Source organism: Burkholderia sp. B10, assembly GCF_004368385.1.
In the GTDB taxonomy this organism is placed as follows: Bacteria; Pseudomonadota; Gammaproteobacteria; order Burkholderiales; family Burkholderiaceae; genus Burkholderia; species Burkholderia vietnamiensis.
Map to the genome: position 1 here is coordinate 1 of NZ_PQMX01000091.1, position 20,931 is coordinate 20,931.

The following is a 20,931-nucleotide window of genomic DNA, read 5'->3' on the forward strand; positions in this document are numbered from 1 at the left end:
GTCAGGGGGCGGGGCTTGGTTGCGTGCAAGGACGGTGGCGTGGTGGCGGGCGCCCGCTTGCGCCGATGCTTCGGTTGCATGCAGCGACGGCGTCGATGGCGTACGACCGCGCACATGCGTCGGCGTTTCGCACGCACGCAACCGCGCGCCGACCGCGGATCAGCGCCGCGCGAGCACGACGCCCACCAGCGCGAGCGCGAACCCCGCGAGCTGGACGGCCGCGAGCGTCTCGCCGAACAGCAGATAGCCCTGCAGCGCGGCGAGCGGCGGCGCGAGGAACAGCAACGACGTCGCGCGCGCCGCATTGCCGCGGCGGAGCATCCACATCAGCATCGTGACCGCGCCGCCGGACAGGAACACGACGCCCCATGCGAGCGACACCCACAGCGCCGGCGCGCCGATCCAGCGCGTTTCGTGCAGCAGCACGACGAACAGCGCCGCGACGATCGCCGCGCCGAGGTTCTGCACGGCCACGGCGGTACGCAGGTCGTTCTGCGCGAGCTTGCCCTTCTGGTACAGCGAGCCGGCGGTGATCGAACCGACCGACAGCACCGACACGGCGACGACGAACCACGCGGGCGCGGCGCCCGGCGGCGGCGCGACGCCGCCCGTCACCTTCGGCGCGAGCACGAGCGCGACGCCGGCGAGCCCGAGCGCCATTCCCAGCCAGCCGCGCGCGGGCAGCCGTTCGTTGAACAAAGGGACGGCGAGCACGGCGGTGGCGAGCGGCTGCAGCGCGCCGAGCAACGCCATCACGCCCGCGTTGAGCCCCTGCGCGACGGCCCAATAGCTGGCGCCGAGATAAACGCCTTGCAGCAACGCGCCCGCGATCAGATGGCGCGGCCATTCGCGGCGCGCCGGCCACGGCGCGCGCGCGACGAGCGCGACCGCGCCGAACAACACGGCCGTGCCCGCGAAACGCGCGAGCAGGAACAGGTTCGGATCGGCGTAGGGCTTGATCGCGCGAGCGACGATGAAGCCGGTCGACCATAGCGCGACGAAGGCCGCGGCGACGATGGAGTTCAGCATGCGTGGCGGGCCGCGATACGGCCGGACGGAACGTGGAGCCGGTCAGTATCGGACAGGGCGGCGTCGGCGTCTTGTCGGATTCTGCACTCGGCCGGTCGCGTCGCCGCGTGCGACGATGCGCTCGCCGCTCGCCGCTCGCCGCTCGCCGCTCGCCGCTCACCGCTCGCCGCTCACCGCTCGCCGCTCACCGCTCGCCGCTCGCCGCTCGCCGCGCATCGGGCGCGCCGAAGCGGGGATCAGTCGAGCGAGAACGTATCGAGCGGCTGATTCGCGCGCGCCTCGGTCGCGAAGCGCGCGGCGAGTTGTTCATACAGGCGGCGCGCCTCGTCGAGCGTCAGGTCGATCCAGTACGGATCGCCGGCGCCGTCGTTGAGTCGTTCCGGCGGAAACTGGATTTCGAGCACACTGCCTTTGCGATACATTGCGCGAGCCCCTTGATGGCTGTCGGTCGGCGGAACGCAAGAGTGTAGCAATCGCGCGCCGTGCCGATTCACGCACATCGGGCAATACAGAATTTCGCATTCGTCGCGCGCGCCCGCGCACCGATGCCGTCAAATGCCCGTCAAACCGCCGTAATACAATGAGCGGCTCTTTCACCACCAGTCGCCTCGGGCGTCTTGCGATGCTGGCGGAACAACGTCATCAATACATCCTGTCGGAGCTCGGACGCGCGGGTGCGCTGTCGGTCGCCGAACTGGTGCGCTCGCTCGACGTGTCGCGCGAGACCGTGCGGCGCGACCTGAACGCGCTCGCCGCACGCGGATTGCTCGTGATGACGCACGGCGGCGCACTGGCGGCCGAGCGGCGCGAGCCGAGCCTGTCCGAGCGGGAGGCCGCGAACGCCGCCGCGAAGCGCACGATCGGGCGGCGCGCGGCCGAGCTGGTGCCGGACGACGCGTCGGTGCTGATCGACTCGGGCAGCACGCCGCATGCGGTCGCGCTCGCGCTCACCGACCGGCACCGGCTGTCGGTCTACACCAACGACTGGCGCACCGCCTTCGTGCTGGCGCGTCGCAACGGCAATCGCGTGACGCTGCTCGGCGGCGAACTGTCCGACGACGAAGACGCCACCTTCGGGCTCGACACCATCCAGCAGCTCGCGCAATACCACGTCGACTTCGCGTTCGTCGGCGCGGGCGGGATCACCGTCGACGGCGATTGCACCGATTACTCGCGGCTCGCGGCCGAAGTGCGCAGCCGGATGATCGCGGCGGCCGGTACGGCGATCATCGTCGCCGATCACTCCAAGTTCGGCCGCGTGACGCCGGTGCGGATCAACGGCACGTCGGCCGCGCGATATCTCGTCACCGAGCGCGCGCCGGACAAGTCCGTGCGCCGCGCGCTGACCGCTCGGGGCATCGAGCTGCTCGTCTGCGACTGACGCGGCGCGGACACGGAACCTTCATCCGACCGTCATCGCACGGGAAGAACCGCCGCCGACACTGACTCCTTCCTCTGGCCCGGCCCGCACGGCAGGAGCAATGAATGACCGTCAGCGTACGCAGCTATCTTTCCCCGACCCTGGTGCTGCTGGCCTTCGACTGGCCCGACGCCGCGTCGCGCAGCGACTTTCTCGGCTTCGCGATCCGGCGCACGCCGGGATTCCGCTCGGCCGACGGCCGCACGCGCGCACCGGACAGCTGGCTGCCGAACCGGCTGACGTTCGACGGCCCGGCCGCCGACACGCAGGGCGACGCGCCGACCGATCAGGCGCCGATCCAGAAGTTCATGTGGTGGGACGCGCGCATCGACCCGCAGGATCGCGGCGCATCGTTTCGCTATGACGTGTTTCCGGTGGTCGGCACGCCCGAGCGTCTGCAGGTGCTCGACGCCGAGGCCGGCGCGTGCGACGTCGTGCTGCCCGCGCACATCGTGGACGGCATCGGCACGTGGTTCAACCGCGCGGTGGTGAGTTCGCAGGCGTTCGCGAAGCAGGTCGCGGCGCTGGGCGTCGCGCCGAACCACGCGCCGAGCGCGGCGCAGGCGCTGAAGCTGCGCACCTGGCTCGCGAACGACATGGAGCAGGTGTTCGCAAACATGCTCGACCGCGCATCGCGCGCGGCATCGGCCGTCTATCACCTGACCGACGCGTTGTGGGCGCTGCCCGCATTCGAAGCGTTCGGGCGCCGGCATGGCGACACGTCGCTCGCGATCGTCTACGACGCGCACGCGATCGCCCGCAAGAACGAGCCGCCGCTGCCGTCGCCGAACCAGCCGGCCGTCGACGCGCTGCGGGGCCTCGCGACGCTCGCGCCGCGCGACCGCACGCACATCATGCACGACAAGTTCATCGTGACCGACACGCCGGCGCATGCGGCGCTGCCCGCGCGCGTGCTGACCGGTTCCGCGAACTTCACGACCGAAGGGCTGACCGAGCAGGCCAACGTGCTGCATGCGTTCGACTCGCCGGCGCTGGCTGCGTTGTACGAAGCTCGTGCGCATGCGTTGGCCGCGAATCCGTCGATCGCCGAGACGGCGAAGTTGTCGCCGGGCTGGTCCGAGGCGCTCGCGATCGGCAGTGCGCAGGTGCGCGTCGCGTTCTCGCCGGAGCCGGCGGGGCAGCGCACCGCGATCGATGCGATCGTCGCCGCGATCGCGGCCGCGAAGCACTCGGTGTCGTTCTGTCTCTTCATGCCGACGGACGCGGCGCTGCGCGACGCATGCTTTGCCGCCGGCGATCGCGGGCTGATGATGTTCGGTCTGGTGAACCGCATCAACGTCGCCGGCGCGGCGAACGCAGAGGCGGCGCAGCACGACGGCCGCACGCTCGATGCGGCGACGCTCGCGAATCTGGAGCTCTACCATCGCCGACGCGATCATCGCGACGTGATCGACGCCGCGTACTTCTCGCCGGCGACGGTGCCGCAGGGTTTCGAGCCGGAGCTGCGCCTGTTCCCCGGCGAGCCGGCGCCCGCCTATCCGCCGGTCGTGGTCCACCACAAGTTCATCGTGATCGATGCGGAAGGCGCGAACCCGGTCGTGTACACGGGCTCGGCGAACATGAGCCGCAATTCCGAGCAGTACAACGACGAAAACCTGCTCGAGATTCGCGACGCGCGGATCGCGGCGATCTATCTCGCGGAATTCCTGCGGCTCTACGAGCACTATCGCGCACGCGCGCTGTCGATCGACACGAAACGGCGTGGCGGCGGCGCGCAGCGGCGGCTTGCACTGGCGCCCGACGCGAGCTGGGCGCAGAAGTACTTCGTGGCGGGAAGCCCGGAACAGAAGGCGCGGATCGCGCTGGCGTCGGTCGCGCCGACGGACTGACGCGCTACGTCGCGAACCCGCCGCGGGTCATTCGGCGGCACGCGGCGCCGCGCTCGTTGCGGGAGGGGAAGTGCGTGCGATTGCGCGCACGAGGCGCCCGCGGCACGTGGCTCGCGGACGCGTTCGCGCGGTGTCAGGCGGCGACGTAGCGCAGCACGGAGTCGGCGATCGTCTCGCGATGCCGCACGCGCAGCCGCGGTGCCGACGGATCGCGGCCGAACGCGGCGCCGAACGTGTAGCGGTTCGACACGCGGTGAAAGCAGAACGAGCTGATCAGCAGATGCAGGTCGAACGCGTCGATGTCCTGGCGGAACGCGCCGCTCGCCGCGCCGCGCTCGAGCAGTTGCTCGAGCGTCTTGATGATGCTGACGTTGCGGCTCTTGAACGATTTGAGCTGTTCGAGATACTTCGCGCCGTGGATGTTCTCGATCGACACGAGGCGCACGAAGTCGCGATGCTTGTCGTGATAGTCGAACGTGAATTCGACGAGCCGGCGCAGGCCTTCGCGCGGCTCCATGTCGCCGACGTGCAGTTCCTGCTCGAGCGCGCGGATGTCGCCGTACACCTTTTCGAGCACGGCCTCGTACAGGCCTTCCTTGCTGTCGAAGTAGTAGTAGAGCATCCGCTTCGTCGTGTTGGTGCGCTCGGCGATTGCGTCGACGCGCGCACCGGCGAGGCCCATCGCGGAGAATTCCTGCGTGGCGACGTCGAGGATGTTGCGTTTGGTCTGCTCGGGATCGTATTTGCGCCGCGCTTCGGTCGCAAGCGCTCGGCTTTCGGACGTGGCGGTCTTGCTTCCAGCTTTCATGTGATTTGTTTTGGGTTCGCGGCGGCGGGAAAAAATCATTCTAGCATGCAGCAAATGGCCGCCACGCCGATCTTCCGCTCTAATCGGCCGCGCGCTTTCGGCCGGGCGGCGGCCGTTCAGCGTCGCCGCGACGCGAGCGCGTCGCGGGCCTGGAATGCGCTGTACGTGAGCTGCGCGGCGGCGAGGCCGGCGAGCCCGTAGGTGCGCGTCAGGCCGAACGCGGCGAAGCCGGCCGGCACGGGCCGCTCGCCCGCCAATGCGGCGGCGAGCGCTTCGCCGGCGACGGTGGTCGGCGCCATCCCGTGACCGCCGAAGGCGACGGCGTGCCACACGCCGTCCGCGTCGCGGCCGATCTGCGGCATCTTGTGTCGCGCGTAGCTCATCAGGCCGCCCCACGCATGGTCGATCTTCACGCCGTCGAGCTGCGGATACACGCGCAGCAGGTCGCGCCGCAGCAGCCGCGCGATCGCGTCGGGGCCGCGGTCGAGCACCGAGATGCGGCCGCCCCACAGGATCCGCGTGTCCTGCAGCGGCCGGTAGTAGTCGAACGCGAAACGCGTGTCGTAGATGGCGTAAGGCGCGTCGATCGCGTCGGCGAGCCGCGCGCCGAGCGGTTCGGTCGCGATCACGTAGGTCGCGATCGGCAGCACCGCGCGCTCGATGCGCGGCGACACGCCGCGCGCATAGCCGCCGCCGGCGAACACGACGTGCTGCGCGCGCACCGAGCCTTGCGCGGTGCGCACGACGTAGCCGGCGCCGTCGCGCGCGATGCCGAGCGCGGCCGAGCGTTCGTACACGCGCGCGCCGCCGTGCGCCGCGGCGGCCGCGACGCCGAGAACGTACTTCAGCGGATGGAAGTGGAACGCGTTCGGCTCGAACAGGCCGCCGTGATAGCGGGCCGTCTTCAGCTGCGCGCGCAGCGCGTCGCGCGCGACCGGCGCCCAGTCGACGTCGAATTCCTGCTTCATCAGCGTGCGCACGCCGTCGAGCCGCGACGGATCGTCGAACCAGTTCGCGAGCATCACGCCGCGATCGACGATGTCGCAGTCGATGCCGTAGCGCGCGATCCGTGCGCGGATCAGGTCGACCGCATCGACGGTGAGCCGGTACAGCCGGCGGCCTTCGTCGCGGCCGAGCGTGCGCAGCAGCGCCGCGTTGTCGAGGCTGTAGCCGCCGAACACGAAGCCGCCATTGCGGCCCGACGCGCCGAAGCCGACCCGTTCGCCGTCGAGCACCACGACGTCGCGCACGCCGCGCTCCACGAGGCCGAGCGCGGTGCACAGGCCGGCGAGGCCGCCGCCGACGATGCAGACGCGGGTGTCGATCGGGCCGCTCAGTTGCGGATAAGGCTGGCGCGTAACGGTGGCTTCGTAGAAGTTTTGCATGCGTTTTCGGTGACGATGGACGACGAACGGGGCGCGCGGCGCGCGTCGATCTTGCCTGAACGTGGGCGCCGCGTCGAATGGCGGGTCGGTATCGCGGCGGGTGGGCTGTCGTCGTGGAAGCGAAGGGCGTCGTGTCGCCATTGGCCGACGGCCGTGGGCGCGCCGGATGCGGAGCATGCCGGCGCCACCTCGTTCGTGTGTGCAAGTCGCCCGCACGGCGAACGAAATTTGCACACCGGGTAATGCCGCATCGTCATCAAGTTGCTGCGCGCGGCACCGGCACATGCGTGCCGCCCATCCGCCCTAGACATGTCGGCTCGGCGCGCCGACACGCCCCGCTTCGGCCAGCCCAGTTGTTGCGTTTTGCGCATGAAGTCGTGAGTTAATATCAATAGCGGCGCGACTTGTGGCCATCGACAATGTGATGCATGGATCGTGCGTTACGGCGCGCGGGTTTGCCGTCCTCCACGGCCCGGCGACGGCATCCACCCGAGGCGCGACACAGCGCTGCCGTACTCGCCCCGCCGTGCGTGCGCTTGCACGCGGCGCGCGAACGCGCTCCAATCGAATCACGCGGGCGGCGTCGCCGCCGCACCGATCAATCTGTCCCTGAAGAGGAAGTGATGCAATTCAACGACATTCTTGCCGCGCTCGACATCGATCTCGCCCAGTGGAAGGGCAATGCGCTGACCGCGCGTTCGCCGGTCGATGGTGCGACGCTCGCGACGCTGGCGATCGACTCGCCCGCCGACGCCGAGCGCAAGATCGACGCCGCGCATGCCGCATTCCTCAAGTGGCGCACGGTGCCGGCGCCGGTGCGCGGCGAACTCGTGCGCGTGTTCGGCAACGTGCTGCGCGAGCACAAGGCCGAGCTGGGCCGCCTCGTCACGCTGGAAGCCGGCAAGATCACGTCGGAAGGCCTCGGCGAAGTGCAGGAAATGATCGACATCTGCGATTTCGCGGTCGGCCTGTCGCGCCAGCTTTACGGCCTGACCATCGCGTCCGAGCGCCCCGGCCACCGGATGATGGAGACGTGGCACCCGATCGGCGTGTGCGGCGTGATCTCGGCGTTCAATTTCCCGGTCGCGGTGTGGGCGTGGAATGCGGCGCTCGCGTTCGTGTGCGGCGATCCGGTCGTGTGGAAGCCGTCGGAAAAGACGCCGCTCACCGCGATCGCATGCCATCAACTGCTCGCCAAGGCGCTGCGCGAATTCGACCGGACGCATCCGGGCGTCGCGCCCGAAGGGCTGCACCAGCTGGTGCTCGGCATGCGCGACGTCGGCGAGGTGCTGACGTCGTCGAAGAAGGTGCCGGTCATCAGCGCGACGGGCAGCGTGCGGATGGGCCAGGAAGTCGCGAAGGTGCTGAGCCAGCGCCTCGCGCGCGGCATCCTGGAACTTGGCGGCAACAACGGGATGATCGTCGCGCCGAGCGCCGACCTCGATCTCGTCGTGCGCGCCGTCACGTTCGCGGCGGTCGGCACGGCCGGCCAGCGCTGCACGACGCTGCGCCGTCTGATCGTCCATCGCAGCATCGTCGATCAACTGTTGCCGCGCATCGAGAAAGCCTATGCGTCGGTGAAGGTCGGCAGCCCGCTCGAGGAAGGCACGCTGGTCGGCCCGCTGGTCGATCGCGCGGCGTTCGACGCGATGCAGAAGGCGCTGGCCGATGCGCGCGAGCAGGGCGGCGAAGTGAAGGGCGGCGAGCGCGTCGACGTCGGTCATGCGGATGCGTATTACGTGCGTCCGGCGCTGGTGCGGATGCCGAAGCAATCGGCGGTGGTCGAGCGCGAGACGTTCGCGCCGATTCTGTACGTGCTCGTCTACGACGACTTCGAACAGGCGATCGACGTGCACAATGCGGTGCCGCAAGGGCTGTCGTCGGCGATCTTCACGAACGACATGCGCGAGGCCGAGCAGTTCATGTCGGCGGCCGGCAGTGATTGCGGGATCGTCAACGTGAACATCGGCACGAGCGGCGCGGAGATCGGCGGCGCGTTCGGTGGCGAGAAGGAAACGGGCGGCGGCCGCGAGTCGGGTTCGGACGCGTGGAAGGCGTACATGCGCCGCGCGACGAACACGATCAACTACAGCCGTCAGCTGCCGCTGGCGCAAGGGGTGAAGTTCGACGTCTGACGCCGCGCGCGCGATAGCGCGCATCGGGTTCGACCGACGAGGGCCGGTTGCCGCGCAAGCGGCAGCCGGCCTTTTTCATGGCGACGGGCGCGCGCGTACCGCCAAGACCGGGCGGTGCGCGTGCGGCCGGTCATTCGTGCGGCGCGGCACCGTCGCTCGTCGGCATGTTCTGCACGACCAGCACCTGCGGCGTCGAAAGCGTGATCTTCGCCGCGCGCAGCTGCTTCAGGATCTCGAACAGCAGGTCGCTCTTCGTCGAGCTCGCGATGCGCGGGCTCGCCACGTACCCGGTCACGCTGAGCGTGATGCCGTCCGCCGTCAGCTGGCTGAAGGTGACCGACGGCGCCGGCTTGTCGAGGATCGCCGGGTGCTCGCGATAGGCGTCGAGCAGCAGGTCGCGCACCTGCTCGGGGTCGGTGTTCAGCGGGAACGTCAGCATCAGCGTCGCCACGCCCTGGGTGCTGTTGCCCATCGTCACGTTGCGCACGTTCTGCGAGATCAGCTGCGAGTTCGGCACGATCACCGTCGAGCGGTCGCTGAGCTGGATCTCGGTCGCGCGCACGTTGATGCGGCGAATGTCGCCTTCGACGCCCGCGATGCTCACCATGTCGCCCACTTTCACCGGACGCTCGGTCAGCAGGATCAGCCCCGACACGAAGTTCTTCACGATCTCCTGCAAGCCGAAGCCGATGCCGACCGACAGCGCGCTGACGATCCACGCGAGATTGCTCCACTTGACGCCGAGCAGCCCCAGCGTCATCAGCACGAGCAGCACGTAGCCGACGTTGGTGAACAGCGTGACGAGCGACACGCGCATGCCCGCATCCATGCCGAGCGCCGGCATGAACTCGTTGTCGAGCCAGCGGCGCACCGAGCGCAGCAGGTAGAAGCCGATCGCGAAGCCGATCACCGCGTTCATGATGCGGTCCGGCATGATGTTCAGGCGTTGCAGCCGCTCGCCGCCGATCATCGCGACCGCGCTGTCGAGCAGGTCGCCCGGCGTCGTGCCGAAGCCGCCGGTCACCAGCGCGATCGCGGCCACCAGCATCAGCAGGCTCGTGCCGAGGCCGGACACGACGGTGTGCGCCTGTTCGAGATGCCGGTCGTCGAGCGCGAACAGATGCTTGATCTGCTTGCCGGTCGACAGATTCGCGGAGAACAGGCTTTCGCTCGCGTCGCGCGTCAGCTGGATCAGGATGTAGACGCTGCACAGCACGATCTCGAACCACACGAGCTCGTACGTGATGAAGCGCGCGACCGTGATGTAGCCGATCAGCAGCGCGCCCAGCGAAGCGACGATCGCGAGCGTGACGCCGGCATGGATCAGCCCGGCGAGCGTCGAGCGCTGCTCGGGCGCCTCGCCGGCCGCCGCGAGCGCGCTGCGCACGCGGTTGGCGCGCAGCAGCGACGCGCCGACGGTCAGCGCGACGACGAGCGACACGATCCCGCGGCCGAGCAGCGTGACCGACAGGCTGGTGTCGGCGATGCGGTTGATCGATTCGAGCGCGCCGGACACCAGCAGCAGCGCGGCCAGCACGCCGGGGAACGGCTTCATCGCGAGCGCGACGGAATCGGCGAGCGCCGGCAGCCGCCACGACGGATGGCGGGTGCAGAGCAGCGCGCGGCCGAGGCCGGCGATCAGCGCGCAGGTCACCGCGAGCTTCGCGAACGCGTCCCACAGATCGCTCATCGCAGGCGTGAGCTCGTAATGGCGGGCGAGCGCGAGATAGAGGATCTGCACGGCCAGCGCGGTGGCGAGCAGCGTCGAGAGCGCGGTCGCCAGCGCGAGCGCGCTGCGCCGCAGCCGCGTGGCGGGCAAGCGGTTCAGGCACACCCAGGCGAGGCCGCGCTCGACCACGCGACGGCCGCCGAGCCACGCCGCGAACGCGGCGAGCACCAGCAGCGTGGTGATCGCGCGCTGGCCCGGCGTCCACGACGAGCGCAGCATGTCGCGCAGCTCGGCGTCGAAGGCGTCGAGCCGCTTCACGTCCTCCGGCGCCAGATGAAACAGCGGTAGCCAGAACTGGGCGCCGAAGATGCTGCCGGAGCGGAACGCGAGCTGGTTCCGCAGCAGGCTGCGGTGCAGCTTCGCGAACTGGTCGGCCAGGTTCGCGAGATTGGCTTTCTGGTCGGCGGCCTGCTTCAGCGCCGCGTCGATCTGCGTCTTGCGCGCGTTCAGCGTCGCGCGCTGTTGCGCGACCGCCGGCGTTTCGGGCGACGCGCCGGGCGCCGGCGGCGGACCGAGCACGTCGAGCTGCGCCTGCACCTGGGTGCGCTGCGGCGCGAGCTCGCTCTGCAGCTTGTCGACGTCGGCGCTCAGCTCCTGGGTCGCGTCGCCGAGTTCGTCGAGCTCCTTGCTGTTGGTTGCCGTCGACGTCTGCTGCTTGATGCGGTCCTGCTGAAGCTGCATCTGCTTGAGCTGCGCGAGCGCGTCGTTCACCGAAATGGTCGGCACCGGGACGCCGACGCCGCTCGCGCCCGGTGCGGACGCGGCCGCCGGAAACGCGGCGGCCGTCGCGATCGCCGCGAACTGCAGCAGTGCGATCAGCGCGATGCGGCGTGCGTAGGTGGAAAGTCGTGGTATTGACATGGAATGCTTGCGTTTTGCTGACGACCCCGGCCGCCGCATGGCGCCGGGGAGGCGGGAAGTTGGACCGCTAGCATGTTACCGGGCGCGGCGCGGGCGGTGGCGCAGGTCGTGCCCGCGCGGCCTCGGCGCGCAGGCATGCGCCGGCGGACGCGCGCGGGCGCGCGGCGACGCCGGACGCCCGTGCCGACGGGGCCGCGCCGGCTTTCGCGGGCGGCTGCGGCGGCGCATGGCCTGCGCGCACCGATGGCGATGCGCCGACACATCGTTACGCAATTTACACATCGTCCGGCTGCGAAGCGGTGTGCCCGCGCGGCGTCGCGCTCCTCGGACCATCCGAGCCGGCGCGTGCGGCGTGCCGGTACAATGCAGCGAATCGTCGACGCGGCGGCCGGCCGGCCGGCGAACAACAACATACGACACGATCAGGAGACACGACCAAGATGGTCTCATCGGAAAGCATTCCACGGGCAGCCGCCCCGTCCTCCACCATCGACGCGGGCGCAATCTCGGCCCGCCTCGACCGCCTGCCGCCCACCCGCAGCGTCTGGAAGCTCGTCGTGCTGCTGAGCCTCGGCTTCTTCTTCGAACTCTACGATCTGCTGTACAGCGGCTACGTCGCGCCGGGCCTCGTGAAGAGCGGCATCCTGTCGGCGACCACGCACGGGCTGTTCGGCACCACGGGCGTCGCGAGCTTCATCGCGGCGCTGTTCTCGGGCCTGTTCATCGGCACGATCGCATGCGGCTTTCTCGCCGATCGCTTCGGACGCCGTGCGATCTTCACGTGGTCGCTGTTGTGGTACACGGCCGCCAACGTCGTGATGGCGTTCCAGGACACGGCCGGCGGGCTGAACTTCTGGCGCTTCGTCGTCGGTCTCGGCCTCGGCGTCGAGATGGTGACGATCGGCACGTACATCTCCGAGCTGGTACCGAAGCAGATCCGCGGCCGCGCATTCGCGTGCGAGCAGGCGGTCGGGTTCGTCGCGGTGCCGGTGGTCGCGTTCCTCGCGTACCTGCTGGTGCCGCACGCGCCGCTCGGCCTCGACGGCTGGCGCTGGGTCGTGCTGATTGGCGCGCACGGCGCGCTGTTCGTCTGGTGGATTCGCCGCGAGCTGCCGGAAAGCCCGCGCTGGCTCGCGCAGCAGGGGCGCGTCGACGAGGCCGACCGCATCATGCGCGCGCTCGAGGCGAAGGTGGAAGCCGAATACGGCCGCCCGCTGCCGCCGCCCGCGCCGCCCGAGCCGGTGCCGCCGCCCGCGCCGCCCGAGCCGGTGCCGCCGCGCGGCCGCTTCCGCGACATGTGGGTGCCGCCGTATCGGAGCCGCACGATCATGATGACGATCTTCAACGTGTTCCAGACGGTCGGCTTCTACGGCTTCGCGAACTGGGTGCCGACGCTGCTGATCAAGCAGGGCATCACGATCACGTCGAGCCTGATGTATTCGAGCGTGATCGCGCTCGCGGCGCCGCTCGGTCCGCTGATCGGCCTGGTGATCGCGGATCGCTTCGAGCGCAAGTCGGTGATCGTCGCGATGGCGGCGGCGATCGTCGTCTGCGGGCTGCTGTTCAGCCAGACGACCGTCGGCGCGTTCCTGATCGTGCTCGGCATCGGCCTCACGCTCGCGAGCAACATCATGTCGTACAGCTTCCACGCGTATCAGGCCGAGTTGTTCCCGACGTCGATCCGCGCGCGCGCGGTGGGCTTCGTCTATTCGTGGAGCCGCTTTTCCGCGATCTTCTCGTCGTTCGTGATCGCCGCCGTGCTCAAGGGCTTCGGTACGTTCGGCGTGTTCGCGTTCATCGCCGGCGCGATGGTGATCGTGATGGCCGCGATCGGGTTCATGGGGCCGCGCACCCGCGGCATCGCGCTCGAGGCGATTTCGAAGTAGTTGTCGCGCGGGGTGCGGGGCAGGCGGCCGGGCGGCGCGCTACGTTGCGCGCCGCTCGGTGCTTCGTGCAGGGCGAACGGCGTCCGAAGCCCGAAGCCCGAAGCCCAGAGTAAAGCGCTCGGTGCGCGCCCCACGCCCCGCCGCGCTGCCGTTCAATGCGTGCGCAGGTAGAATGAAAGACCTCACGACTCATTGACCGCCATCGGGCCGAACGTGTTGCCCGCACGAGCGGCTTCGCCCCGGCGAGACGTCGGCGCGGCGCGCATGCGATGCGTTCCACGTACCGGCGAAGCTCGCGCGCGTTGCGCCGCTCGCTATGTCCGGCGGCCGGATCGGCCGATGGCTCCGATCGCATGATGCTTTCCGACCTGACGCGGCGATTCCCCGTGCCGCGTTGCAGTACGCGCACCGTCGCCGCCTTCGTGTGGCTCGCCGCCGCGCTCCCCGTTTCCGTTCTCGTCCCGCAGCCGGCCTTCGGCGCATCCGACGTGCCGGCGTCTGCCGCGCCCGGCGCCTCATCGGCATCGTCTCCGGCTCGGCATGCCGCCGCGGCGCATCCGGCGTCGTCGGCGGCGCCGTCGTCCGCTGCCGCCGCGCATCACGCGCATTCCGCCAGCGGCGCATCGGCTGCTTCGGCCGCATCCGCCGCCTCGGATACCGCAGAAACTTCCGCGAGCGAAGCCGAAGCACCGGCGCCGACGCCGCCGCGCCGGCATCCGCCGTTGTCTGCGGAACAGGCGAAGGAGGCGACCGCGCGTGCGCTCGACATGCGCGAGCGTTTCGCGCAGGAAGTGACGCGGCGGCTGAACGTGCCCGCCAACGACCAGCGCGCATACGCCGATCGCCTTCAGCGCGCACTGACCGACGCCAATCTCGGCGACCTCGCCGGCGAGTACGTCGCGATGGTCGACCGCGCGCCGAACGTGCAGGCGCTGTTCATCTACTTCCGCGCGACGCCGGACAACGCATGGCTGTTGATCGGCGCCTCGCCGGTCGGCACCGGCTGGCCCGGCCAGTACGATCACTTCCTGACGCCGCTCGGCGTGTTCCACCATTCGCCCGACAACATGGATTTCCGTGCCGAAGGAACGATGAACGACCACGGCATTCGCGGCTATGGCGCGCACGACATGCGCATCTACGATTTCGGCTGGGTCGAAGGCGAGCGCGGTTGGGGCAAGGGCGGCAAGTCGCCGATGCGCTTCCAGATGCATGCGACCGACCCCGATCGTCTGGAGCCGCTGCTCGGCATCCGGCATTCGAAAGGCTGCGTGCGGATTCCCGCTTCGCTGAATACGTTCCTCGACCGTCACGCGATTCTCGACGACGACTATCAGGCGCGCGTCGAGTCCGGCCGGTCGCTGTGGGTGCTGCGCCACGATCGCGACATCACGCCGATCGCCGGGCGCTATCTGGTCGTGATCGACAGCGAACGCAGGACGCGTCCGGCATGGTCGCCGGCGCCGGGCCACAAGGCGCGGTCGAAATTGCCGAAGAACGGCGATACGGCGGATTGACGCGCGCCGGTCAGCGGAAGAATTTCAGCCAGTCGAACAGGCCCGCATGCGGTGCGCGCCGCTTCGGCGCCGGCGCGCTGCGCGGCCGGAAATCCGGCGAGAACTGCACGCGCGGGTCGATCGCGCGCGCACGCAGCGCCGCATCGAAGAACGTGCCGACGATCGGCAGCGCGCTGTGCGCGCCTGCGCCCCAGTAATCGCTGCGCAGCGTCACGCTGCCGTCGTCGAAGCCGACCCACGCGCCCGCCACCAGTTGCGGATGCATCAGGATGAACCAGCCGTCCGTGTTGTCCTGCGTGGTGCCGGTCTTGCCGGCGACGTCGATGCGGATCCCGTAGCGCGCGCGGATGTCGGCGCCGGTGCCGTAGTCGACGACGCCGCGCATCACGTCGATCAGCGTCTGCGCGGCCGCGACCGGCAGCGCGCGCTCGGGCGGCGCGCTGCCGAACGTCGCGAGCACCTTGCCGTCGCGGTCCTCGATGCGCGTGATCATCTGCGGCGCGACGTACACGCCGCGGTTCGCGATCGTGCCGTACGCGGACACCATTTCCTTCAGCGTGACGGGGCTCGTGCCGAGCGCGAGCGACGGCACCGCGTCGAGCGGGCTGTCGCGCACGCCCATCGCGCGCGCGAGCTGCGCGACCCGCGCCGCGCCTTCGCGCTGCATCACCTGCGCGGTGATGCGGTTGCGCGATAGCGCGAGCGCGTCGCGCAGCGTCATCGGCGCGTCCGTCGGCGGCTCCGCGTCGGTCGGACGCCACTGCGCGTGCGCGCCGATCGGGATCGCGACCGGGCGATCGACGAACGTGTCGTCCGGGCGCATCCCGTCCGCGAACGCGGCGCCGTACACGAACGGCTTGAACGTCGAGCCCGGCTGCCGCCGCGCCTGCGCGACGTGATCGAACGGCTCGCTGTCGAAATCGGGGCTGCCGACCCACGCGCGGATCGCACCGTCGCGCGGGTCGAGCGCGACGAAGCCGGCCTGCACGCGCGTCTTGCGCTCGCACAGCGAGCGCATGAACGCGCGGTTCGCGCCGAGCTGCTTCAGCGCGACCGCGTCGGCGAGCCCGGCGTCGCGCGCTGCGCGGTAGTCGGCGCTCTGCCGGATGAAGCCGCGAAACAGGTCGTTGCGCAGCCCGCAACCGGACGCGCCGCGCCACGCGCCGTCGGCGACCGCCTGCAGGCGCTCGGTCTGCTGCGCGAGCGCGCGCGTGGCCATCTGCTGCAGTTGCGCGTCGAGCGTCGTGCGCACGACGAGACCGTCCGAATAGAGGTCGTAGTTGTTGCGATCGGCCCACGTGATCAGCCATTTGCGCAGTTGCACGGCGAAGTGCGGCGCGGGGCCGGGCTGCGCGGTCTGCGGCTCGAAATCGACGCGCAGCGGCCTGCGCTGCAATTGCGCGAGCTGTTGCGGCGACAGCATGCGCAGCGCCGCCATCCGCGCGAGCACGAGGTTGCGCCGCTGCACCGCGCGCTCCGGATTCAGCACCGGGTTGTAATAGCTGTTGCCCTTGAGCATGCCGACCAGCGTCGCGCTTTCGACGATGTCGAGCTGATCCGCCGATTTGCCGAAATAGGTGCGCGCGGCCATTTCGACGCCGTACGCGTTGTACAGGAACGGCACGGTGTTCAGATAGGTTTCGAGGATTTCGTCCTTGCTGTACACCGTCTCGATCTTGAACGCGGTAATCAGCTCCTTCACCTTGCGCGTGAGGGTCGGCGCACGGCCGATCTCGTCCGGATACAGATTGCGCGCGAGCTGCTGCGTGATCGTCGAGCCGCCCTGGCGGCTGCCCGAGAACGTATGCAGCCCGGCCGCGATCGTGCGGCGCAAGTCGATGCCGTGGTGGGCGTAGAAGCGGTGGTCTTCGGTCGCGATCAGTGCGTCGACCATGTGCGGCGATATCTGCCGCAGCGGCACCCATTCGCGGTTCACGGGCCGGAACTCGGCGATCAGCTGACCGTCGGCCGACAGCACGCGCGCAGGGCGGTCGATGCGGGCGCGGCGGATGTCGCCGATGCTCGGCGTGAACGGCACGAACGCGAGCAGGACCAGCAGCCCGAGCAGCGGAAGCGCCGCGAGCGCGAGCACGACGCCGCGGCGCGTCGGATGGCGCAGCCGCTGCCATGCGCCGGCGCACAAGGCGCGCGCGCGGTCGCGGCAGCGGAGCCACAGATTGCGAAGAGACGGCACGAAGCGATTCACGGCGACGGTAGCGCGGAGCGCGGTCCGAAAAGGCGCGATGCTAGCAAACCGCGAGCGGCTGCCGCGGGCCGAAACGGCCGTTTTCTTGCAAGATTTACAGACGATTACGTTTGTTGCCCGCGGACAACCTTTCGCGGCGCCCGCGGCCGCGGCGCGCCGCTCGGGTCGAGGGCGGCCGCCTCCATCTGCGCGATCGAAGCCGCCACGCCGCGCGCTTCCACGAAGCCTTTGCCGCTCGGTCGTGCATTCGCTTCGACGACGGTGGAGCGCGCCGCCTGCAGCGATGCCGCGAGCCGCCACGTGGACGGCGGATCGTCGCCGAGCCGCACGTCGCCGAGGCGCACGGCGGCGCGCCGGAGCGCGCCGAGCGACGGCATTGCCACGATGCGGGCCGTTCGGGCCACGATCCTGTTCTGCTGAAACTGCTCGCAACCGGTTCTACAGAAGAAACCAGTTTGCGGGCACAATCTGCGCATGACGAAGCCCATGCAGGGCCGTCAGCCGAACCCCGTCCCACCGTGGAGCCGCCATGTATGTCCCCGCCGATTTCGCCGAATCGAACCCCGACGCGCTGCGCGAGCTGATCGTCCAGCATCCGTTCGGCAGCCTCGTCACGCACGGCGCGAGCGGCCTCGACGCGAATCATCTGCCGTTCGAGCTGTTGCCGCGCGACGGCGGCCTCGGCGAGCTGCATGCGCACGTCGCGCGCGCGAATCCGCTGTGGCAGGAAGTCGAGAACGGCGACGACGTGCTCGTGATCTTCCGCGCCGGCGATGCGTACATCTCGCCGAACTGGTATCCGAGCAAGCATGTCGCGCACCGTCAGGTGCCGACGTGGAACTACGTGGTCGTGCATGCGTATGGTCGCATCACCGTGCGCGACGACGAGAAGTTCGTGCGCGGCGTGGTCGCGCGGCTCACGCGCACGCACGAGGCGTCGCAGCCGCTGCCGTGGAAGATGGCCGATGCGCCGAAGGACTATCTCGATGCGCTGCTGCAGTCGATCGTCGGGCTGCAGATCGAGATCACGCGGCTCGTCGGCAAACGCAAGCTGTCGCAGACCAAGGCGGCCGACGATATTCGCGGCGCGGCCGACGCGCTGATCGCGAACGGGCAGGTGGCCATCGGCGACGCGATGCTCGAGCAGGCGGACGCGAAGCGGCAGTGAGTCGCGCCGATCCGCACGCGCGCCGCACCTGCGCGCGCCGCCGTGCGAGCTACTGCGTGCGCGTCGCGCGTTGCATCGCGTCGGTGGCCGCATGTGCTTGCGCGAGCGCGGCGCGGATCGCGGCTTCCGTCGTGTCGTACCCGCCTTCGCCGTACCGCGTGTAGACCACCTTGCCGCTCGCGTCGATCAGGTACAGCGCGGGCCAGTACTGGTTGCCGTACGCGCGCCAGGTGTCGTAGTGGTTGTCCTGCGCAACCGGATAGCGGATGCCGAAGCGCTCGAGCGCTTCGGCGACGTTGTCGGCATCGCGTTCGAACGGATACTCGGGCGTATGCACGCCGACCACGACGAGCCCCTGGTCGCGATATTTGCGATACCAGTCGTTCACGTACGGAATCGTGTGAATGCAGTTGATGCACGAGTAGGTCCAGAAGTCGACCAGCACGACCTTGCCGCGCAACTGGTCGAGCGTGAGCGGCGCGCTGTTGTGCCAGCGCTCGATGCCGGTGAAGTTCGGCGCCTGCATGCCGGCTGCCGATGCGGGCAGCTTGGCATCGTCGCGCGTGCCGGCGAATGCGGCGAGCGCGGCCGTGGCGGCGACCGCGACCACGGCGACGGCGGTTCTGAAACGGGGCAGCATGGCGGTTCTCCGGTTCGGTGGCCGGCTGGGCGGGTGCGTCGGCCGACGGGTTTCGACGATCCCCATTGGGCCGCACCGACGTATCGGCGATGTGTCCTCCAAGCGGCGCGTGTGCAATGTTGTGTGTCGTCGCGGCGGCGCGATACATTGAGATACAAACGCGCGGCCGCGCTGCGGTATAAAAGCGGACATCGCGAGCCGCCACATCACGACGAAGACACCCATGGACAAGCCCGACCACGTATTGATCGTCGACGACGATCGCGCGATCCGCGAACTGATCGCGGACTATCTCGAGAAGAACGGCATGCGTGTGTCGGTCGCCGCGAACGGCCGCGAGATGCGCAACCTGCTCGACGACGGCGCCCCCGATCTGATCGTGCTCGACCTGATGCTGCCCGGCGAGGACGGCCTCACGCTGTGCCGCGACCTGCGCGCCGGCCGGTTCCGTACCGTGCCGGTGCTGATGCTGACCGCGCGCGGCGAGGAAACCGACCGGATCATCGGCCTCGAAATGGGCGCCGACGACTATCTCGCGAAGCCGTTCGCGGTGCGCGAGCTGCTCGCGCGCATCCGCTCGGTGCTGCGCCGCGCACGCATGCTGCCGCCCGGCATGCAGGTGACGGAGACGGCCGCGATGCTCGCGTTCGGCGAATGGCGGCTCGACACGACCGGGCGCCACCTGCTCGACACCGAAGGCACGATGGTCGCGCTCAGCGGCGCCGAATACCGGCTGCTGCGCGTGTTCGTCGACAATCCGCAGCGCGTGCTGACGCGCGACCAGCTGCTCAATCTCACGCAGGGGCGGCAGTCCGATCCGTTCGACCGGTCGATCGACCTGCTCGTGAGCCGGCTGCGCCAGCGGCTGCGCGACGGCGCGCGCGAGCCGCGCTACATCAAGACGCTGCGCAACGAGGGCTACGTGTTCTCGTCGGCGGTGACCGCGGTCGAAGGCGGCGCATGAACGCGCGCGCGTTGTCGTCGTTGTGGCACTGGCCGCGTTCGTTGTTCGCGCGGCTCGCGCTGATTCTGTGCGTCGGCCTCGCGCTCGCGCAGACGCTGTCGTTCTGGCTGACCGTGACCGAGCGCGACCAGGCGACCACCAACCTGATGATGGGCTACATCGAGCGCGAAGTCGCCAGTTCGGTCGCGCTGCTCGACAACCTGCCGCCCGCGCAGCGCGCCGCGTGGGTGCCGCGTCTCGCGCGGCGCAGCTACACGTTCATTCTTGGGCCGGGGCAGACCGGCACGCCGCCGGAGGCGCGCCTGTCAGCGCGCGTCGAGCGCTCGATCTCGGACGGCATCGGCGGCGACTATCCGCTGACCGCGAACGCGATTCCCGGCGATCGCGAGCATCTGCAGGTGCATTTGCGCCTGACCGACGGTTCGCCGCTGACGATCGACATCCATCCGATGTCGACGGTGCCGCTGTCGGGCTGGCTGCCGTACGTGCTGGCGCTGCAGCTCGCGGTGCTGGCTGCGTGCTGCTGGTTCGCGGTGCGGCTCGCGACGCGGCCGCTGAACCAGCTCGCGCAGGCGGCCGACGCGCTCGGCCCCGACCTGAAGGGCGAGCGTCTCGACGAGAACGGGCCGTCCGAGGTCGCGCGCGCGGCCCGCGCGTTCAACGCGATGCAGGAGCGCATCGCGCAGTACATGGCCGAGCGCATGCAGATCCTCGCATCGATCTCGCATGATTTGCAGACGCCCATCACGCGTATGCGGCTGCGTGTCGATACGATGGACGACGACGTGCAAGGCGCGAAGCTGCGCCACGATCTGCTCGAGATGGAGCATCTGGTGAAGGAGGGCGTTGCGTATGCGCGCACGCTGCACGGCACCGACGAGGCCGCGCGCCGCATTGATCTCGACGCGCTGCTCGACAGCATCGTGTGCGACTACACGGATGCGGGGCAGGATGTCGCGTTGCACGGCGGCGGGCCGCTCGCGCTCGTCACGCGGCCGAAGGCGCTGCGCCGGATCGTCGGCAATCTGGTCGACAACGCGCTGAAGTTCGCGGGCGCAGCGGAGATCGACGTGCAGGCGGCGCCCGACGGCGGCGCGGTGATCGCGGTGCGCGACCGCGGGCCGGGCATCCCGGACGATCAGCTCGATGCGGTGTTCGAGCCGTTCAGGCGCGTGGAGACGTCGCGCAACCGCGATACGGGCGGCACGGGCCTCGGCCTCGCGATCGCGCGGCAGCTCGCGCTCGCGATGGGCGGCACGCTGACGCTGCGCAACCGGGAGGATGGCGGCGGGCTGGAGGCGCGGTTGACGTTGGTGAATGTGGGGTGATGGGG

General features: G+C 69.7%; 16 protein-coding genes. 8 read left to right on the top strand and 8 right to left on the bottom strand.

The genetic code is table 11. The features are described from left to right. Nucleotides 1–159: 159 nt before the first annotated feature. Both C3Y15_RS28170 and C3Y15_RS28180 read right to left on the bottom strand, forming a co-directional pair. On the bottom strand, nucleotides 160–1,029 hold the full coding sequence (locus tag C3Y15_RS28170; protein WP_046424465.1) for a DMT family transporter: 870 nt from the start codon (nucleotides 1,027–1,029) through the stop codon (nucleotides 160–162). Between the two features lie 236 nt (nucleotides 1,030–1,265). After that, nucleotides 1,266–1,451 (bottom strand): hypothetical protein, encoded by a 186-nt coding sequence (locus tag C3Y15_RS28180; RefSeq protein WP_011880876.1) that lies wholly within the window; start codon nucleotides 1,449–1,451, stop codon nucleotides 1,266–1,268. Between the two features lie 200 nt (nucleotides 1,452–1,651). On the opposite strand from C3Y15_RS28180, the gene C3Y15_RS28185 reads away from it, so the two are divergent. Both C3Y15_RS28185 and C3Y15_RS28190 read left to right on the top strand, forming a co-directional pair. Next, nucleotides 1,652–2,410: a DeoR/GlpR family DNA-binding transcription regulator gene (locus tag C3Y15_RS28185; protein ID WP_014724053.1), complete on the top strand. Its 759-nt coding sequence runs from the start codon at nucleotides 1,652–1,654 to the stop codon at nucleotides 2,408–2,410. Between the two features lie 104 nt (nucleotides 2,411–2,514). Continuing rightward, a complete protein-coding gene (locus tag C3Y15_RS28190; protein WP_059568034.1) occupies nucleotides 2,515–4,299 on the top strand; it encodes a phospholipase D-like domain-containing protein in 1,785 nt (594 codons plus the stop codon). 133 nt (nucleotides 4,300–4,432) lie between these two features. Here C3Y15_RS28190 and C3Y15_RS28195 read toward each other — a convergent pair whose 3' ends face one another. Both C3Y15_RS28195 and C3Y15_RS28200 read right to left on the bottom strand, forming a co-directional pair. Then, nucleotides 4,433–5,107, bottom strand: a complete 675-nt coding sequence (locus C3Y15_RS28195) for a TetR family transcriptional regulator (protein WP_034194751.1) — start codon at nucleotides 5,105–5,107, stop codon at nucleotides 4,433–4,435. 116 nt (nucleotides 5,108–5,223) lie between these two features. Further along, nucleotides 5,224–6,492, bottom strand: a complete 1,269-nt coding sequence (locus C3Y15_RS28200; RefSeq protein ID WP_011880872.1) for an FAD-binding oxidoreductase — start codon at nucleotides 6,490–6,492, stop codon at nucleotides 5,224–5,226. 623 nt (nucleotides 6,493–7,115) lie between these two features. Here C3Y15_RS28200 and C3Y15_RS28205 point away from each other — a divergent pair. Then, nucleotides 7,116–8,627 carry an aldehyde dehydrogenase family protein gene (locus C3Y15_RS28205; RefSeq protein ID WP_034194750.1) on the top strand — a complete coding sequence of 504 codons (1,512 nt, stop codon included), beginning with the start codon at nucleotides 7,116–7,118 and terminating at the stop codon, nucleotides 8,625–8,627. Nucleotides 8,628–8,757: 130 nt separating this feature from the next. On the opposite strand, the gene C3Y15_RS28210 is transcribed toward C3Y15_RS28205, so the two are convergent. Continuing rightward, complete coding sequence (locus tag C3Y15_RS28210; protein WP_045577688.1) at nucleotides 8,758–11,217, bottom strand: DUF3772 domain-containing protein; 2,460 nt, start codon at nucleotides 11,215–11,217, stop codon at nucleotides 8,758–8,760. A gap of 440 nt (nucleotides 11,218–11,657) precedes the next feature. On the opposite strand from C3Y15_RS28210, the gene C3Y15_RS28215 reads away from it, so the two are divergent. Beyond that, complete coding sequence (locus C3Y15_RS28215; protein ID WP_069246415.1) at nucleotides 11,658–13,103, top strand: MFS transporter; 1,446 nt, start codon at nucleotides 11,658–11,660, stop codon at nucleotides 13,101–13,103. Nucleotides 13,104–13,372: 269 nt separating this feature from the next. Further along, complete coding sequence (locus C3Y15_RS28220; protein ID WP_060092685.1) at nucleotides 13,373–14,620, top strand: hypothetical protein; 1,248 nt, start codon at nucleotides 13,373–13,375, stop codon at nucleotides 14,618–14,620. Nucleotides 14,621–14,630: 10 nt separating this feature from the next. Here the strand turns inward: C3Y15_RS28220 and C3Y15_RS28225 are convergent, their stop codons facing one another. Then, entirely contained in the window at nucleotides 14,631–16,826 is a 2,196-nt protein-coding gene (locus C3Y15_RS28225; RefSeq protein ID WP_069246417.1) for a transglycosylase domain-containing protein, read from the bottom strand. A 104-nt stretch (nucleotides 16,827–16,930) separates the two neighbouring features. Beyond that, complete coding sequence (locus tag C3Y15_RS28230; RefSeq protein WP_124260299.1) at nucleotides 16,931–17,314, bottom strand: hypothetical protein; 384 nt, start codon at nucleotides 17,312–17,314, stop codon at nucleotides 16,931–16,933. Between the two features lie 41 nt (nucleotides 17,315–17,355). Between C3Y15_RS28230 and C3Y15_RS28235 the strand changes: the two genes are divergently transcribed. Continuing rightward, complete coding sequence (locus C3Y15_RS28235; RefSeq protein WP_046424481.1) at nucleotides 17,356–17,994, top strand: FMN-binding negative transcriptional regulator; 639 nt, start codon at nucleotides 17,356–17,358, stop codon at nucleotides 17,992–17,994. A gap of 49 nt (nucleotides 17,995–18,043) precedes the next feature. On the opposite strand, the gene C3Y15_RS28240 is transcribed toward C3Y15_RS28235, so the two are convergent. Further along, the gene (locus C3Y15_RS28240; protein WP_014724042.1) at nucleotides 18,044–18,634 is read right to left on the bottom strand and encodes a thioredoxin family protein; all 591 of its coding nucleotides are present in this window, start codon (nucleotides 18,632–18,634) and stop codon (nucleotides 18,044–18,046) included. Between the two features lie 223 nt (nucleotides 18,635–18,857). On the opposite strand from C3Y15_RS28240, the gene C3Y15_RS28250 reads away from it, so the two are divergent. After that, complete coding sequence (locus tag C3Y15_RS28250; RefSeq protein WP_034194743.1) at nucleotides 18,858–19,598, top strand: response regulator; 741 nt, start codon at nucleotides 18,858–18,860, stop codon at nucleotides 19,596–19,598. After that, on the top strand, nucleotides 19,595–20,926 hold the full coding sequence (locus C3Y15_RS28255; RefSeq protein ID WP_069246418.1) for an ATP-binding protein: 1,332 nt from the start codon (nucleotides 19,595–19,597) through the stop codon (nucleotides 20,924–20,926). Before C3Y15_RS28250 ends, C3Y15_RS28255 begins: the two co-directional genes overlap by 4 nt. Nucleotides 20,927–20,931: the final 5 nt, after the last annotated feature.

What these genes read in the sequence shown, in the direction of transcription:
- C3Y15_RS28170 (WP_046424465.1), bottom strand. Translation starts at nt 1,029, where the DNA reads ATGCTGAACTCCATCGTCGCCGCGGCCTTCGTCGCGCTATGGTCGACC.
- C3Y15_RS28180 (WP_011880876.1), bottom strand. Translation starts at nt 1,451, where the DNA reads ATGTATCGCAAAGGCAGTGTGCTCGAAATCCAGTTTCCGCCGGAACGA.
- C3Y15_RS28185 (WP_014724053.1), top strand. Translation starts at nt 1,652, where the DNA reads ATGCTGGCGGAACAACGTCATCAATACATCCTGTCGGAGCTCGGACGC.
- C3Y15_RS28190 (WP_059568034.1), top strand. Translation starts at nt 2,515, where the DNA reads ATGACCGTCAGCGTACGCAGCTATCTTTCCCCGACCCTGGTGCTGCTG.
- C3Y15_RS28195 (WP_034194751.1), bottom strand. Translation starts at nt 5,107, where the DNA reads ATGAAAGCTGGAAGCAAGACCGCCACGTCCGAAAGCCGAGCGCTTGCG.
- C3Y15_RS28200 (WP_011880872.1), bottom strand. Translation starts at nt 6,492, where the DNA reads ATGCAAAACTTCTACGAAGCCACCGTTACGCGCCAGCCTTATCCGCAA.
- C3Y15_RS28205 (WP_034194750.1), top strand. Translation starts at nt 7,116, where the DNA reads ATGCAATTCAACGACATTCTTGCCGCGCTCGACATCGATCTCGCCCAG.
- C3Y15_RS28210 (WP_045577688.1), bottom strand. Translation starts at nt 11,217, where the DNA reads ATGTCAATACCACGACTTTCCACCTACGCACGCCGCATCGCGCTGATC.
- C3Y15_RS28215 (WP_069246415.1), top strand. Translation starts at nt 11,658, where the DNA reads ATGGTCTCATCGGAAAGCATTCCACGGGCAGCCGCCCCGTCCTCCACC.
- C3Y15_RS28220 (WP_060092685.1), top strand. Translation starts at nt 13,373, where the DNA reads ATGCGTTCCACGTACCGGCGAAGCTCGCGCGCGTTGCGCCGCTCGCTA.
- C3Y15_RS28230 (WP_124260299.1), bottom strand. Translation starts at nt 17,314, where the DNA reads ATGGGCTTCGTCATGCGCAGATTGTGCCCGCAAACTGGTTTCTTCTGT.
- C3Y15_RS28235 (WP_046424481.1), top strand. Translation starts at nt 17,356, where the DNA reads ATGTATGTCCCCGCCGATTTCGCCGAATCGAACCCCGACGCGCTGCGC.
- C3Y15_RS28240 (WP_014724042.1), bottom strand. Translation starts at nt 18,634, where the DNA reads ATGCTGCCCCGTTTCAGAACCGCCGTCGCCGTGGTCGCGGTCGCCGCC.
- C3Y15_RS28250 (WP_034194743.1), top strand. Translation starts at nt 18,858, where the DNA reads ATGGACAAGCCCGACCACGTATTGATCGTCGACGACGATCGCGCGATC.
- C3Y15_RS28255 (WP_069246418.1), top strand. Translation starts at nt 19,595, where the DNA reads ATGAACGCGCGCGCGTTGTCGTCGTTGTGGCACTGGCCGCGTTCGTTG.